This window comes from Pseudomonas donghuensis, from assembly GCF_000259195.1.
Lineage (GTDB): Bacteria > Pseudomonadota > Gammaproteobacteria > Pseudomonadales > Pseudomonadaceae > Aquipseudomonas > Aquipseudomonas donghuensis.
This window is the reverse complement of sequence record NZ_JH650773.1, coordinates 716-14,086: the sequence shown is the minus strand read 5'-3', so window position 1 is coordinate 14,086 and position 13,371 is coordinate 716. Positions and strand designations below refer to the sequence as shown.

Annotated in this window: 12 protein-coding genes and 1 pseudogene; 10 read left to right on the top strand and 3 right to left on the bottom strand. The window is 61.4% G+C overall.

Features of this window, described 5'->3' with window-relative positions:
• Positions 1-21 precede the first annotated feature (21 nt).
• Positions 22-513 carry a Bkd operon transcriptional regulator BkdR gene (gene bkdR / locus UW3_RS0119780; RefSeq protein WP_010224946.1) on the bottom strand — a complete coding sequence of 164 codons (492 nt, stop codon included), beginning with the start codon at positions 511-513 and terminating at the stop codon, positions 22-24.
• 201 nt (positions 514-714) lie between these two features.
• Between bkdR and UW3_RS0119775 the strand changes: the two genes are divergently transcribed.
• The 6 genes from UW3_RS0119775 (at position 715) to vioA (ending at position 7,859) form a co-directional block, all read left to right on the top strand.
• Positions 715-1,947 carry a 3-methyl-2-oxobutanoate dehydrogenase (2-methylpropanoyl-transferring) subunit alpha gene (locus UW3_RS0119775; protein ID WP_010224945.1) on the top strand — a complete coding sequence of 411 codons (1,233 nt, stop codon included), beginning with the start codon at positions 715-717 and terminating at the stop codon, positions 1,945-1,947.
• A 1-nt stretch (position 1,948) separates the two neighbouring features.
• The gene (locus UW3_RS0119770; protein WP_010224942.1) at positions 1,949-3,007 is read left to right on the top strand and encodes an alpha-ketoacid dehydrogenase subunit beta; all 1,059 of its coding nucleotides are present in this window, start codon (positions 1,949-1,951) and stop codon (positions 3,005-3,007) included.
• A complete protein-coding gene (locus UW3_RS0119765; RefSeq protein ID WP_010224939.1) occupies positions 3,008-4,279 on the top strand; it encodes a dihydrolipoamide acetyltransferase family protein in 1,272 nt (423 codons plus the stop codon).
• Positions 4,280-4,281: 2 nt separating this feature from the next.
• Positions 4,282-5,667, top strand: a complete 1,386-nt coding sequence (gene lpdA, locus UW3_RS0119760; protein WP_010224937.1) for a dihydrolipoyl dehydrogenase — start codon at positions 4,282-4,284, stop codon at positions 5,665-5,667.
• A gap of 259 nt (positions 5,668-5,926) precedes the next feature.
• Positions 5,927-6,505, top strand: a complete 579-nt coding sequence (locus UW3_RS27915; protein ID WP_145959312.1) for a hypothetical protein — start codon at positions 5,927-5,929, stop codon at positions 6,503-6,505.
• Between the two features lie 202 nt (positions 6,506-6,707).
• Positions 6,708-7,859, top strand: a complete 1,152-nt coding sequence (gene vioA / locus UW3_RS0119750; RefSeq protein ID WP_010224931.1) for a dTDP-4-amino-4,6-dideoxy-D-glucose aminotransferase VioA — start codon at positions 6,708-6,710, stop codon at positions 7,857-7,859.
• Here the strand turns inward: vioA and UW3_RS0119745 are convergent.
• On the bottom strand, positions 7,840-8,721 hold the full coding sequence (locus UW3_RS0119745; protein WP_010224929.1) for a LysR substrate-binding domain-containing protein: 882 nt from the start codon (positions 8,719-8,721) through the stop codon (positions 7,840-7,842). The two genes, vioA and UW3_RS0119745, sit on opposite strands and share 20 nt — an antisense overlap.
• A 118-nt stretch (positions 8,722-8,839) precedes the next feature.
• Between UW3_RS0119745 and UW3_RS0119740 the strand changes: the two genes are divergently transcribed.
• Complete coding sequence (locus UW3_RS0119740) at positions 8,840-9,466, top strand: glutathione S-transferase family protein (RefSeq protein WP_010224928.1); 627 nt, start codon at positions 8,840-8,842, stop codon at positions 9,464-9,466.
• Positions 9,467-9,538: 72 nt separating this feature from the next.
• Here the strand turns inward: UW3_RS0119740 and UW3_RS0119735 are convergent, their stop codons facing one another.
• A complete protein-coding gene (locus UW3_RS0119735; RefSeq protein ID WP_010224927.1) occupies positions 9,539-9,994 on the bottom strand; it encodes a VOC family protein in 456 nt (151 codons plus the stop codon).
• A gap of 286 nt (positions 9,995-10,280) precedes the next feature.
• Between UW3_RS0119735 and UW3_RS0119730 the strand changes: the two genes are divergently transcribed.
• From UW3_RS0119730 to UW3_RS27345, 3 genes and pseudogenes are all read left to right on the top strand, one after another.
• On the top strand, positions 10,281-10,496 hold the full coding sequence (locus UW3_RS0119730) for an Arm DNA-binding domain-containing protein (protein WP_010224926.1): 216 nt from the start codon (positions 10,281-10,283) through the stop codon (positions 10,494-10,496).
• A gap of 93 nt (positions 10,497-10,589) precedes the next feature.
• Positions 10,590-10,683: pseudogene (locus UW3_RS30305) on the top strand (chemotaxis protein CheB); the annotation flags it as partial.
• Positions 10,684-11,321: 638 nt separating this feature from the next.
• On the top strand, positions 11,322-13,371 hold a 2,050-nt coding region (locus UW3_RS27345; protein ID WP_010224925.1), incomplete at its 3' end, for a beta strand repeat-containing protein.

Genomic DNA, 13,371 nt, shown 5'->3' with positions numbered 1-13,371 from the left:
CAGCGCGTTATGGGCGCCTGGCTACACGGTCCCCGGCAGGGTCAGACCATTCGCCGGTAGCGGCAAGGCGGTCTTGTAGCGCACCTGCTTCAAGGCAAAACTCGAACGGATGTTGGCCACCCCCGGCAAACGGGTGAGGTAATCGAGAAAGCGCTCCAGGGCCTGGATGCTTGGCAGCAGAACGCGCAGCAGGTAGTCCGGATCGCCGGTCATCAGGTAGCACTCCATGACCTCCGGGCGTTCGGCAATCTCCTCTTCGAAGCGGTGCAGGGATTGCTCGACCTGCTTCTCCAGGCTGACATGAATGAACACGTTCACATCCAGGCCCAATACCTCCGGCGCCAACAAGGTCACCTGCTGGCGAATCACCCCCAGTTCTTCCATGGCCTTGACCCGGTTGAAGCAGGGTGTCGGCGAGAGGTTTACCGAGCGCGCCAGTTCGGCGTTGGTGATGCGGGCATTTTCCTGGAGGCTGTTGAGTATGCCGATGTCCGTACGATCCAGTTTGCGCATGAGAGAAAGTCACCTGTTTTTTGTCTTTATAAGGAATGTTTATCCGCAAGCCGCAGCAAAGGCAACGAACTTGAGAAAAATATTCTTCAGGCGCCGGAATATCATGTAGGGCAAGACTGACTAGCTGGTCACAAGCCAGATGTCAGTAGCGACCGCTTCAAAGCTCAACAAAAACACAAGACAGAGCGAGCGTAAAAAAGCATGAACGAGTACGCCCCCCTGCGTTTGCATGTGCCCGAGCCTACAGGCCGGCCAGGCTGCCAGACTGATTTCTCCTACCTGCGTCTGAACGATGCCGGCCAGGTCCGTAAACCTCCCGTCGATGTAGACGCCGCCGATACCGCGGACATCTCCTACAGCCTGATCCGGGTGCTGGATGACAAGGGCAATGCCCTGGGCCCCTGGGCCGAGGACGTCAGCCCCGAGATCCTGCGCCAGGGTATGCGCACCATGCTCAAGACCCGGCTGTTCGACAGCCGCATGGTGGTGGCCCAGCGGCAGAAAAAGATGTCGTTCTACATGCAGAGCCTGGGTGAAGAAGCCATCGGCAGCGGTCAGGCCATGGCCCTGAACCGCAGCGACATGTGCTTCCCCACCTACCGCCAGCAAAGCATTCTCATGGCCCGCGACGTGTCGTTGGTGGAGATGATCTGCCAGCTGCTGTCCAACGAGCGCGATCCGCTCAAGGGTCGTCAGTTGCCAATCATGTACTCGGTGCGCGAAGCCGGCTTCTTTACCATCAGCGGCAACCTGGCGACCCAGTTCGTCCAGGCGGTCGGCTGGGCCATGGCCTCGGCCATCAAGGGCGATACCAAGATCGCCTCGGCCTGGATCGGTGACGGCGCCACCGCCGAATCGGACTTCCACACCGCGTTGACCTTCGCCCACGTCTACCGCGCGCCGGTGATCCTCAACGTGGTCAACAACCAGTGGGCGATCTCCACCTTCCAGGCCATCGCCGGTGGTGAATCGACCACCTTCGCCGGTCGTGGCGTGGGTTGCGGCATCGCCTCCCTGCGGGTCGACGGCAACGACTTCATCGCGGTCTACGCCGCCTCGCGCTGGGCCGCCGAACGGGCCCGTCGCGGCCTGGGCCCGACGCTGATCGAATGGGTCACCTACCGCGCCGGCCCGCACTCGACGTCGGACGATCCGTCCAAGTACCGCCCGGCCGACGACTGGAGTCACTTCCCCCTGGGCGACCCGATCGCCCGCCTCAAACAACACCTGATCGCCATCGGTCACTGGTCCGAGGAAGAGCACCAGGCGGTCAGCGCCGAGCTCGAAGCCGAGATCATCAAGGCGCAGAAGGAAGCCGAGCAATACGGCACCCTGGCCGGCGGCCAGATGCCGAGCCCGGCGTCGATGTTCGAGGATGTCTATAAGGAGATGCCGGAGCACTTGCGCCGGCAGCGCCAGGAACTGGGGATCTGACATGAACGATCACAACACTTCAATCCAGTTGGAAACCGCCATGGCGACCACCACCATGACCATGATCCAGGCCCTGCGCTCGGCCATGGACATCATGCTAGAGCGCGATGACAACGTCGTGGTGTATGGCCAGGACGTCGGCTACTTCGGTGGCGTATTCCGTTGCACCGAAGGCCTGCAGGCCAAGTACGGCAAGTCGCGGGTCTTCGATGCGCCGATCTCCGAAAGCGGCATCGTCGGTACCGCCGTGGGCATGGGTGCCTATGGCCTGCGCCCGGTGGTGGAAATCCAGTTCGCCGACTACTTCTACCCGGCCTCCGACCAGATCGTCTCGGAGATGGCCCGCCTGCGCTATCGCTCGGCCGGCGAGTTCGTCGCCCCGCTGACCCTGCGCATGCCTTGCGGTGGCGGTATCTACGGCGGCCAGACGCACAGCCAGAGCCCCGAGGCGATGTTCACCCAGGTGTGCGGCCTGCGCACGGTGATGCCGTCCAACCCTTACGACGCCAAGGGCCTGTTGATCGCCTCGATCGAAAACGACGACCCGGTGATCTTCCTTGAGCCCAAGCGCCTGTACAACGGCCCGTTCGACGGCCACCACGACCGCCCGGTAACCCCGTGGTCGAAACACCCGGCCAGCGCCGTGCCGGACGGCTACTACACCGTGCCGCTGGACAAGGCGGCAATCACCCGCCCGGGCAAGGACGTCACCGTGCTGACCTACGGCACCACCGTGTATGTATCCCAGGTGGCCGCTGAAGAGACCGGCGTCGACGCCGAAGTCATCGACCTGCGCAGCCTCTGGCCGCTGGACCTGGAGACCATCGTCGAGTCGGTGAAGAAGACCGGCCGTTGCGTGGTGGTCCATGAAGCCACGCGCACCTGCGGTTTTGGTGCCGAGTTGATCGCACTGGTCCAGGAGCACTGCTTCCATCACCTCGAAGCCCCGATCGAACGCGTCACCGGTTGGGACACCCCCTACCCGCACGCGCAGGAGTGGGCGTATTTCCCCGGCCCTTCGCGAGTGGGCGCGGCATTGAAACGGGTCATGGAGGTCTGAATGGGCACGCACGTCATCAAGATGCCGGATATCGGTGAAGGCATCGCACAAGTTGAACTGGTGGAATGGTTCGTCAAGGTCGGCGATACCGTCACCGAAGACCAGGTCGTGGCCGATGTCATGACCGACAAGGCCACCGTCGAAATCCCTTCGCCGGTCAGCGGCAAGGTCCTGGCCCTGGGCGGCCAGCCCGGTGAAGTCATGGCGGTGGGCAGCGAGCTGATCCGCATCGAAGTCGAAGGCGCCGGCAACGTAGGCGCGGGCTTGCCCCGCGAAGAGGCCCCGGCGATCACCGCAAAGGCCCCGGAACCTGCCGCCAAACCGGCTGCACCAGCACCTGTTGCAGCACCCGCAGCCGCAGCACACCAGCCCGCCGCTATCGTCCCGCGCGAAGCCAACGCACGCCCACTGGCCTCGCCTGCGGTACGCAAGCGCGCCCTGGATGCCGGTATCGAGCTGCGCTATGTACACGGCAGCGGCCCAGCCGGGCGCATCCTTCACGACGACCTCGACGCGTTCCTGGCCCAGCCAACCACCCGCAGCCAAAGCGCCCCTGGAGGTTACGCCAAACGCAACGACAGCGAACAGATCCCGGTGATCGGCCTGCGCCGCAAGATTGCCCAGCGCATGCAGGATGCCAAGCGTCGCGTCGCCCACTTCAGCTACGTCGAGGAAATCGACGTCACCGCCCTCGAAGAGCTGCGTCAGCACCTGAACAAGAAGTGGGGCGACAGCCGCGGCAAGCTGACCCTGCTGCCGTTCCTGGTGCGCGCCATGGTCGTCGCCCTGCGCGAATTCCCGCAGATCAACGCCACCTACGACGACGAAGCCCAGGTCATCACCCGCCACGGCGCGGTGCATGTCGGCATCGCCACCCAGGGCGACAACGGCCTGATGGTACCGGTGCTGCGTCACGCCGAAGCCGGCAGCCTGTGGAGCAACGCCGGCGAGATCGTGCGCCTGGCCAATGCCGCCCGCGGCAACAAGGCCAGCCGTGAAGAACTGTCGGGCTCGACCATCACCCTGACCAGCCTTGGCGCCCTCGGCGGCATCGTTACCACACCGGTGGTCAACACCCCGGAAGTGGCGATTGTCGGAGTCAACCGCATGGTTGAACGGCCAATGGTCATCAACGGCCAGATCGTCATTCGCAAGATGATGAACCTCTCCAGCTCGTTCGACCACCGGGTGGTCGATGGCATGGACGCGGCACTCTTCATCCAGGCCATTCGCGGCCTGCTCGAACAACCTGCCAGCCTGTTTGTGGAGTGACCATGCAACAGACGCTCAACACTACCCTGCTGATCATCGGCGGCGGCCCCGGCGGTTATGTCGCCGCCATTCGCGCCGGCCAGCTGGGCATTCCCACGGTACTGGTCGAAGGCCAGGCCCTGGGTGGCACCTGCCTGAACATCGGCTGCATTCCGTCCAAGGCGCTGATCCATGTCGCCGAGCAGTTCCACCAGACCCAACTGCACAGCCAGCAGTCGAACCTGGGCATCAAGGTTTCACCGCCGAGCCTGGACATCAGCCAGAGCGTGGCCTGGAAAGACGGCATCGTCGATCGCCTGACCAGCGGCGTTGCCGCCCTGCTGAAAAAGCACGGGGTCAAGGTGATCCATGGCTGGGCGCAGATCCTCGACGGTAAGCACGTCGAGGTCGACGGCCAGCGTATCCAGTGCGAACACCTGCTGCTGGCCACTGGCTCAAGCAGCGTCGAACTGCCGATGCTGCCACTTGGCGGCCCGATCATCTCCTCCACCGAGGCCCTGGCACCGAAAGCCCTGCCCAAGCACCTGACCGTGGTTGGCGGCGGCTACATCGGCCTGGAGCTGGGCATCGCCTACCGCAAGCTCGGCATCGAGGTCAGCGTGGTCGAAGCCCGCGAGCGCATCCTGCCGACCTACGACAGCGAACTGACCGCGCCAGTGGCCGAGTCGATCAAGAAGTTGGGGATCAAGCTGTACCTCAAGCACAGCGTCGAAGGTTTCGATGCCGACAAGCAGGCATTGCAGGTACGTGATCCGCAGGGCGAACTGCTGCAACTGAGTACCGACCAGGTACTGGTCGCGGTCGGTCGCAAGCCTCGCACCCAAGGCTTCAACCTCGAGAGCCTGGCGCTGAAGATGAACGGTTCGGCGGTTGCCATTGATGAGCAGTGCAAGACCAGCATGCTCAACGTCTGGGCCATCGGCGATATCAGCGGTGAACCAATGCTCGCCCACCGGGCCATGGCCCAAGGTGAAATGGTTGCCGAAATCATTGCCGGCAAGTCGCGGCGCTTCGAACCGGCCGCCATTGCCGCGGTGTGTTTCACCGACCCGGAACTGGTGGTGGTCGGCAAGACCCCGGAACAGGTCGAGCAGGAGGGCCTGGACTGCATCGTTACGCAGTTCCCGTTCGCCGCCAACGGCCGGGCGATGACCCTGGAATCGAAAAACGGGTTCGTGCGCGTGGTCGCCCGTCGTGACAACCACCTGATCCTTGGTTGGCAAGCGGTTGGCGTTGGCGTCTCGGAGCTGTCCACCGCCTTTGCCCAGTCACTGGAAATGGGCGCCTGTCTTGAAGATGTGGCCGGGACTATCCACGCTCACCCGACCCTGGGTGAGGCGGTGCAGGAAGCGGCACTGCGTGCCCTGGGTCACGCCCTGCATCTGTAGACACTGAAGCGGCTGAGGCCGATTTGACCCGCTGCCCTGCGCAGCGGGTCCTTTTTCATTTCGCCCACCGGCGGCGATTTGAATTGACTTGCCGCAGACGGCAAGGGTTGTCCTCTTCGAGGCAAAGCATGCTCCGCATCCCTCCCTGGCGTATAGCGCCACCCCCCGAAAATACTAGCTCTTGGCCCTGCCAGAAGAGCTGGCACAAGACTTGCCACTGACCGAAGGTCAACTTGCATCCATCAAGGAGAGTGATCAGGTGAGTAGCATCAACGCAGTCGGCGCTCAGCCGCTGGCCATCAACCCGACCCGTGGCGTGGCCGAAGCAGCCGCCGCCGAACAGGCCCAGTTCCGCCCGCCCGTACCAATCAGCAGCGCCGACCGGCAGCAGCACAGCCATGCCAACACCTCGCAGCAAAGTGCCGAAGATGCCCGCGAGGAGGCCTTCGCCAAGCTCAAGGTGCAGCTGCAGAACCCGGATGTGGACATGCGTGAGCAAGCCAGTATCGGCAACAGCGAAACCGGCAAGAGCGCCGCCCAGGAATTTCGCGACTACATGGCCCTGAGCCCGGCAGAGAAGATCAAGCTCAAGCTGCTGAACGAACTGGGCATCAGCAAGGAAGAGTTCGAGGCCTTGCCGCCTGCCGAAAAGGACAAGATCGAACGCAAGATCGCCGAGCAGATGAAGAAGCAAACCGAGCTGGAGTCCCTGGCCAGCCTCAACGCTCATCTGCAAGCGCCTGAGCTGTCGAGCAAACTGGTGGCCAACCTGACAGCGACCCAAGGTGCCAGCCAAGGCACTGGCGATGACCATCGGGAAAAAGACTTCAGCGCCTGACCCTCCTCCCCGCTGCTGCCGCGCGCGGCGGCAGCGCCCTACCGAGCCAATGTTGGCCGACTTCTTGCTGAGCCAGGGTAATCACAGTCAATTGTCGGATTCATGGCGCCCACGCCGGTTGATCCAGACCATGACTCGGTGCCGTGGCGTAGCCCCAGCAATGCCATGTGCCATTTTTCAGTCATCACGAGCACCCATTGCCATGGCCGAATCCGTTCCCGTCACCAGCCCGCTGCTGCCACCGCTGGAGGAGTTCATTCCCTACCTGCAGCAAATCTGGGACAGCAAGCGCTTGACCAACGGCGGCCCCTTTCATGAGCAACTGGAGCAGGAACTGGCCGATTACCTCGGGGTGAAACACATCTCGCTGTTTTCCAATGGCACCCTGGCCCTGGTCACCGCGCTGCAGGCACTGCGCATCACCGGCGAAGTCATCACCACACCCTACTCCTTCGTCGCGACCGCCCATTCGCTGCTGTGGAACAACCTCAAGCCGGTCTTCGTCGACATCGACCCGCTGACCAACAACCTCGACCCCAAACGCGTGGAAGAAGCCATCACCTCGGCAACCACCGCGATCCTGCCAGTGCATTGCTACGGCATTCCCTGCGATGTCGAAGGCATCCAGCGGGTCGCCGACACCTATGGCCTGAAAGTCATCTACGATGCCGCCCATGCCTTTGGCGTTCGCGATAATGGTGCGAGCGTGCTCAACCATGGTGACTTGTCGATCCTCAGTTTTCATGCGACCAAGGTGTTCAACACATTCGAGGGCGGCGCCATCATCTGCCCCGACGCCAAGATCAAGCAGCGCATCGATTACCTGAAGAACTTCGGCTTTGCCGATGAAGTCACGGTCATGGCGCCCGGCATCAATGGCAAGATGAACGAAGTGCAGGCGGCCTTCGGCTTGCTGCAGTTGCGTCACATCGATGATGCCCTGGTCCGCCGCCGGGCGGTGTTCGAACGCTACCGCCAGGCCCTTGAAGGCGTACCAGGCGTGCGCCTGCTGGAGCCACCGGCAGGCCTGGAATGGAACTACGCCTACTGCCCGATCCTGATCGATGCCGAGCGTTTCGGTTGCAGCCGCGACGCGCTGTACCAGCGCTATCGGGACCAGGACATCCTCGTACGCCGTTACTTCTACCCGTTGATCAACGAGTTCCCGATGTACCGGGGCCTGCCAAGCGCCGACCTCAGCGGCCTGCCTCATGCCTGGCAGGTATCGCGTCAGGTACTGTGCCTGCCGATTCATCCGCAGCTGTCCACCGAGATACAACAGCAGATCATCGACCTGGCGCTGGCCTGCCATGCCGAACAGACCCGCTCTTCATCTACCGCGCTTGAGCTCTGATCCAGTCAATGAACGCCAGCACCTGGGGCCGCTGCAAGGCATCGGCCCGGCACACCAGGTAATAGGCAAAGCGCGCAGGCCAGGGTTTGTCGAGGGCCAGTTGCAACTTGCCGCTGGCAAGATCCTCCTCGGCATGAGTGTCCTGCACCAGGGCGATCCCCTGGCCGGCAGCCGCTGCCCGCAGCAGCAGAAGGTCATCCTCGAAACTGGCCCCACGCATGGCCCGCGGATCATCAGCAACGCCATGGGCCTGCAACCACAGCTGCCAGTCGGCGCGATCGGCATCGTGCAGCAACGGGTACTTCAAACAATCGGCAGGCCGCTTCAATACCGGGCCCTGCGCCAGTAGCCGGGGGCTGGCCACCGGCAGCAGTACCGGCGCCATCAGCCGGATCGACTCCAGCCCCGGATACTGGCCCAGCCCATGGCGCAGGGCGACGTCAATGCGCTCACGCTGAAAATCCACCCGCTTGGCCGAGGCTTCCACACGCACCTCAATCTGCGGATGCAGAGCATTGAAATGCCCCAGGCGCGGCACCAGCCAGGACGCCGCAAAAGACGGCACAGTGCTGATGGTCAAGGTCTTGCCCGGCGCCAGGTGCGCCAGCAATGCCAGCGATGCCTCGATCTGATCGAAGCCTTTAAGCAGCCCCGGATACACTCGCGCGCCGGCCTCGCTCAAGTGCACGCCATGCCGGCCGCGCACGAACAGCACCACGCCCATGCGCTCCTCGAGCAGGCGCACTTGCTGGCTGACCGCCCCCGGCGTTACCCCCATCCGTTCGGCGGCCGCCTTGAGGCTGCCCAGACGCGCCGCTTCAGTGAAGGCCCGCAATGCCAGTAACGGTAGGACCGCGCCCATTTTTACCTCTCCATGGTTTAGAAAATCTATCGCCTAAACGCAGGATTGATCGTTTTTCAATCAGCCAAGGCCCGCCTAGCATAGCCCTCATCAAAAACAGTAACCAAGGAGATGGGACATGCAGTTGATCCTTTATAGCGATAGTTCACCTAATGGCTTCAAGATCACCATCGCCCTGGCGGAACTGGAGCTTCCCTACACCCTCAAGCACGTGCAGATCGACCGTGGCGAGCATCGTCAGGCTGATTTTCTCAAGCTCAACCCCCACGGCCGCATTCCAGTGCTGGTTGACCCTGAGCACGACATCACCCTGTTCGAGTCTGCGGCGATCCTGTTGTACCTGGCACAAAAGTACGGACGCTTGCTGCCGGACAACCCGAGCGAGCGCTGGGCAGCAATCACCTGGTTGCAGTTCCACGCGGCGAGCATGGGACCGATTCTCGGCCAGCGAGTGCATTTCGAACGGTTCGCCAAACACCCCTGCCCCGATGCCATCGCTCGCTACCGGCGCCTGAGTGAAGAACTGTTCAGCACCCTCGATCAACGCCTGGCCGAACACCCCTGGCTTGCCGGCAGCGAGTACTCGATCGCCGACATTGCCACCTTCGGCTGGACCCATATCGCCCGGATCATCGAGTTTGATTTCAGCCAGTACCGGCATTTGAGCGCCTGGCACGAACGACTCGGTCAGCGCCCTGCCGTCCAGCGCGGCATCCACCTGCCGGCACCCGCCACGGGCCCCTGAAACGCAATAGAGCCGCTGTTTTGCGCCGTTGCCATTGAGGCAGGATTGGTAGATCGCTGGAAACTACAGCGCTCAATCGAACGCGGCCTGGATGAACAGCTCCAGCGCCTTTTCTTCGAGAATCTCGATAGAGAAATGCCCGAAACGCTTGGGCAGCCAGATGATGCGTGTTCCGGACGGGGATTGCAGGTCGCTACGGGCCAGTGGATTGCCGTTCTCGTCTTCTGGCTGCACGCCGTCGGCCTGCAGTTCGTCGTAGGCCTTCTCGATGTCCGGTGTCGAGTAACAGTGGCGATAAATCATGCCCTCGCCCTGGATATCCAGCAATTGCTTCAAGTTCCCTGCCGATGGCTGCACCAGCATGAAACGCTCCTGACCTATCAGCGCAATCGCGTACCGTACACTCAGGCCACCTCGCTCCCACACCAGTGTTCTGGAGATTCTGGCTTTGAGTATCTTTGCGTAGTAGGCGCAGGCTTCGTCGAGGTTCTTGACCAACACATCGACATGGCTGAACTTCAACTCCATTGCACGACTCCAGGCAAAATGACCAACAGGAACCGGGCAACTTTAGAACAGAGACGCAAACCGATGTGCATCAGGCTGGTCGAGTGACAGCGGATTACGCTGCACGCCTTGAAAGGATGGTGTCCCAGGCAGGATTTGAACCTGCAACCTTCCCCTTAGGAGGGCCAAATAAACATACTCAATATCAATAGCTTACCCTTAAAAACAGACACTTATAGTTTGGTTGCATCCGGTAAAACCGCCTGATGTTGTAATTTCTGCTGCCATGCTGCTGTCATGGTGAGCCATGAAAACCAAGTTCAGCCAGAAGTTGCTCAACGGCCTGAAGCCTGAGAATAAGCCCTACCGCGTCCACGACACCAATCAGCCCGGGCTTTTCATCCGCGTGCTGCCCAGCGGGCACATGAGCTATATGGTCACCTGGGCACGGAACAAGAACGTCACCCTTGGCCGTGTCGGCAAGATGACGCTCGAGCAGGCCCGGCAGGAAGCTGCCCGCTAGTTGGCCGATGCCCACGAGCACGGCGAACAACTGGCAGTCCCCCAAGGCCGTAAAGGTGCGACCTCCCCTACCCTGCGCGCCTTCATAATATAGGCGCCGGAAGACGCCGAGTTCGACGGTATGCCACGAGCAGCCATCGAGACCGGCATGGTCGATCTAGCGCTGCCTGGTGGAAATACCGCAAAAGCAGAGACTCCGGCGGGGCTTTTCTAATAGATGAACGATGAGATTTGATGGGTACCAACGTTTTATGACTCAGCCAGCCCACGTCCCATTGGGGTTTCAGCTCATTCGAGACACGCCATTGTTGAGCGCCCACGGTCCATTCGCCAAAAACAAATCGACATAATATTGACACCAAAACACCCACCCGTCGGAATATTGGCACACCGCACTGTTAACTGCGCTTAACACCTTTACAAAGCCTGACCCCACAACTAAACAAACATCAAACTGATATCAGGAATGGCCGTATCCCTGAGTCGGTGCTACCCAAAACACGGCCTCACCCAGCCTTTCTCCAGGAGACCCTTCCACATGGGTACTCTCAGTCTATTGCGTGCCATGCGCAGCGCAGCCCCAGGCTGGCGTCCACGTTCGCCCGACTTGTCCTGCGATGCGCGGCTCAAGCGCGGCGAACATTTCCACCCCCGCAATACCCGCGCGCCTCTGCCGGCAGCGCTTGTCCCGTCAGCTGGCCGACGATGTCCGACGGCCGCCTCGCACCGCCCAAGAACAACCTGAGCGGCGCAAGAACGGGACATCGTCCTGTTAGCAGTCCCTAGCGATTCTAAAAATAAAAAATGGCATTTTCGGGAGAAAGACATGGCTACCACCACAACGACCAGCGGCGGCACCGTTACTTCGCTTTCCAACACTCCGCAGGCGCAGGACGACATTTTCACTACCGGTGTAATTGGCGCGAGCACCGCGGCCATCACTGAAGACCTGCTGAGAGTCATATACCTGGACGTCATGTCCAATGACCTCGGCGGCAACGCAAAGACACTTTGGTCACTCGATGACGCGACCAGTCTTTCTACTGCCACCAAGATTTATGCGCCGGCCGACCTCCTGATCCAGGACACCGGCAGAATTGAGGCGACGAGTACTGACACCAGTTTCAACGGGGCAAAGATCTGGATTTCGTCGGATGGCAAGGTCGGCTACGACGCCGCTACGTTGTCGACTGCTTTCAAGGCACAACTCCAGTCGCTTGCTGCCGGAGGCTCCCTGACAGACAGCTTTACCTATGCGATTCGTCTGGGCAACGGCACGCTCAGCTGGGCCACTGCGCAGGTGCAATTCGCTGGCGTGAATGACGCTGTGACAATAAGCATCGGCGCACAGTCCGGCACGGTAACCGAAGAGGGAGCTACGACGCTGAGCCCGACCGACTCGCTGAATACGACAGGCACTATTGCTTTTAACGATGTAGACCTGAGCGACACACATACCGCCTCTTTCGTGGCTGCGGGAGGCAACACCACAGCGCTGGGCAACTTCGTCCTTGCGCCAGTGAGTGAAGCGACCAACGCGGCAAACGGCACCGTTAACTGGACTTACACCCTGAATAATGCGGCAGCCCAGCACCTGGCTCAGGGTCAGACTGCTACCGAAACCTATGTGGTCACCCTCAATGATGGGCATGGCTCGACGACAACGCGGGATGTAACTATCACCATCACCGGCACCAACGACCAAGTGCAGATCACCAGCGGCGTGCAGGCCGGCGACGCCAAGGAAGACAGCGGCGACTACGCGGCCAGCGGCAGCATCACCTTCACTGACGTCGACCTGATCGACACCCATAGCGTCAGCGTCACGCCAGGTGCTTCCGGCTATCTGGGCACTTTCACCACTAACCCACTGAGCGACAGCACCGGCACGGGCAGCGGTTCTCTTGGCTGGAACTTTGCGGTGAACAACTCCGCATTGCAGTTCCTCGGCCAAGGCCAGAGCGTCACCCAAACCTATAACGTGGTAATCGGCGACGGCGCGGTGCAGACCGTGAGCATTACGATTACCGGCACCAACGACCAGCCGACGCTGACGATTGTCGACAGCACTGGAGCGATGAACGAAGGCAACGGCACGGCCACCCTGAGTGACAGCGGTGCCCTGAGCTTTGCCGATCTGGACAACGCCGACACAGTGACCGTGTCGCAGACCGCTAACAACGACATCGTCTGGAGCGCCGGCGTGCTCAATGCGGGCGTGGCCTCGGCGCTGGTAACCGGTTTCTCGGTCGACCAGAACAGCTGGGACTACAGCAGCAATCAGAACCTCGACTTCCTCGGTGCGGGTGAAACCATCGCTTTCTCTTACGCGGTGGTCGCGACCGACGATAGCGGCGCGGCTAACGCTGCCTCGTCGACACAGACTGTCACCATCACTATCACCGGCACTAACGACGCGCCCGTACTCAGCTTCGCAACGGGTGATGATGCCGGTACAGTGCAGGAAGACACCACACTCAGCGTGAGCGGACAGTTCAGTTCCGCCGACATCGATCACGCTGCCACCGCGACCTGGAGCATCGCCGGTACGAATACCGGCACTTACGGCTCGATCGTAGTCGACAGCACCGGAAAATGGACTTACACCTTGGCCAATGGCACCGATGGCGTCGCCAGTGCGGTGCAGTCGCTGAAGGCGGGCGAGAGTCACGATGAAGTGTTCAGCGTGCAGGTCAGCGATGGCCTGGGTGGCGTGGACACTCAACTGGTGACCGTTACCGTCAGCGGCACCAACGACGTCGCCGTACTGTCCTCGGCCAGCGTCACGCTGACCGAAACCAATGCCCCACTGAGCACCAACGGCACCCTGACCATCAGCGACGTCGACAGCGCCACGACCTTCGTCGCCCAGACCA

What these genes read in the sequence shown, in the direction of transcription:
- UW3_RS0119765 (WP_010224939.1), top strand. Translation starts at nt 3,008, where the DNA reads ATGGGCACGCACGTCATCAAGATGCCGGATATCGGTGAAGGCATCGCA.
- vioA (WP_010224931.1), top strand. Translation starts at nt 6,708, where the DNA reads ATGGCCGAATCCGTTCCCGTCACCAGCCCGCTGCTGCCACCGCTGGAG.
- UW3_RS0119730 (WP_010224926.1), top strand. Translation starts at nt 10,281, where the DNA reads ATGAAAACCAAGTTCAGCCAGAAGTTGCTCAACGGCCTGAAGCCTGAG.
- UW3_RS0119735 (WP_010224927.1), bottom strand. Translation starts at nt 9,994, where the DNA reads ATGGAGTTGAAGTTCAGCCATGTCGATGTGTTGGTCAAGAACCTCGAC.
- lpdA (WP_010224937.1), top strand. Translation starts at nt 4,282, where the DNA reads ATGCAACAGACGCTCAACACTACCCTGCTGATCATCGGCGGCGGCCCC.
- UW3_RS0119740 (WP_010224928.1), top strand. Translation starts at nt 8,840, where the DNA reads ATGCAGTTGATCCTTTATAGCGATAGTTCACCTAATGGCTTCAAGATC.
- bkdR (WP_010224946.1), bottom strand. Translation starts at nt 513, where the DNA reads ATGCGCAAACTGGATCGTACGGACATCGGCATACTCAACAGCCTCCAG.
- UW3_RS0119770 (WP_010224942.1), top strand. Translation starts at nt 1,949, where the DNA reads ATGAACGATCACAACACTTCAATCCAGTTGGAAACCGCCATGGCGACC.
- UW3_RS0119775 (WP_010224945.1), top strand. Translation starts at nt 715, where the DNA reads ATGAACGAGTACGCCCCCCTGCGTTTGCATGTGCCCGAGCCTACAGGC.
- UW3_RS0119745 (WP_010224929.1), bottom strand. Translation starts at nt 8,721, where the DNA reads ATGGGCGCGGTCCTACCGTTACTGGCATTGCGGGCCTTCACTGAAGCG.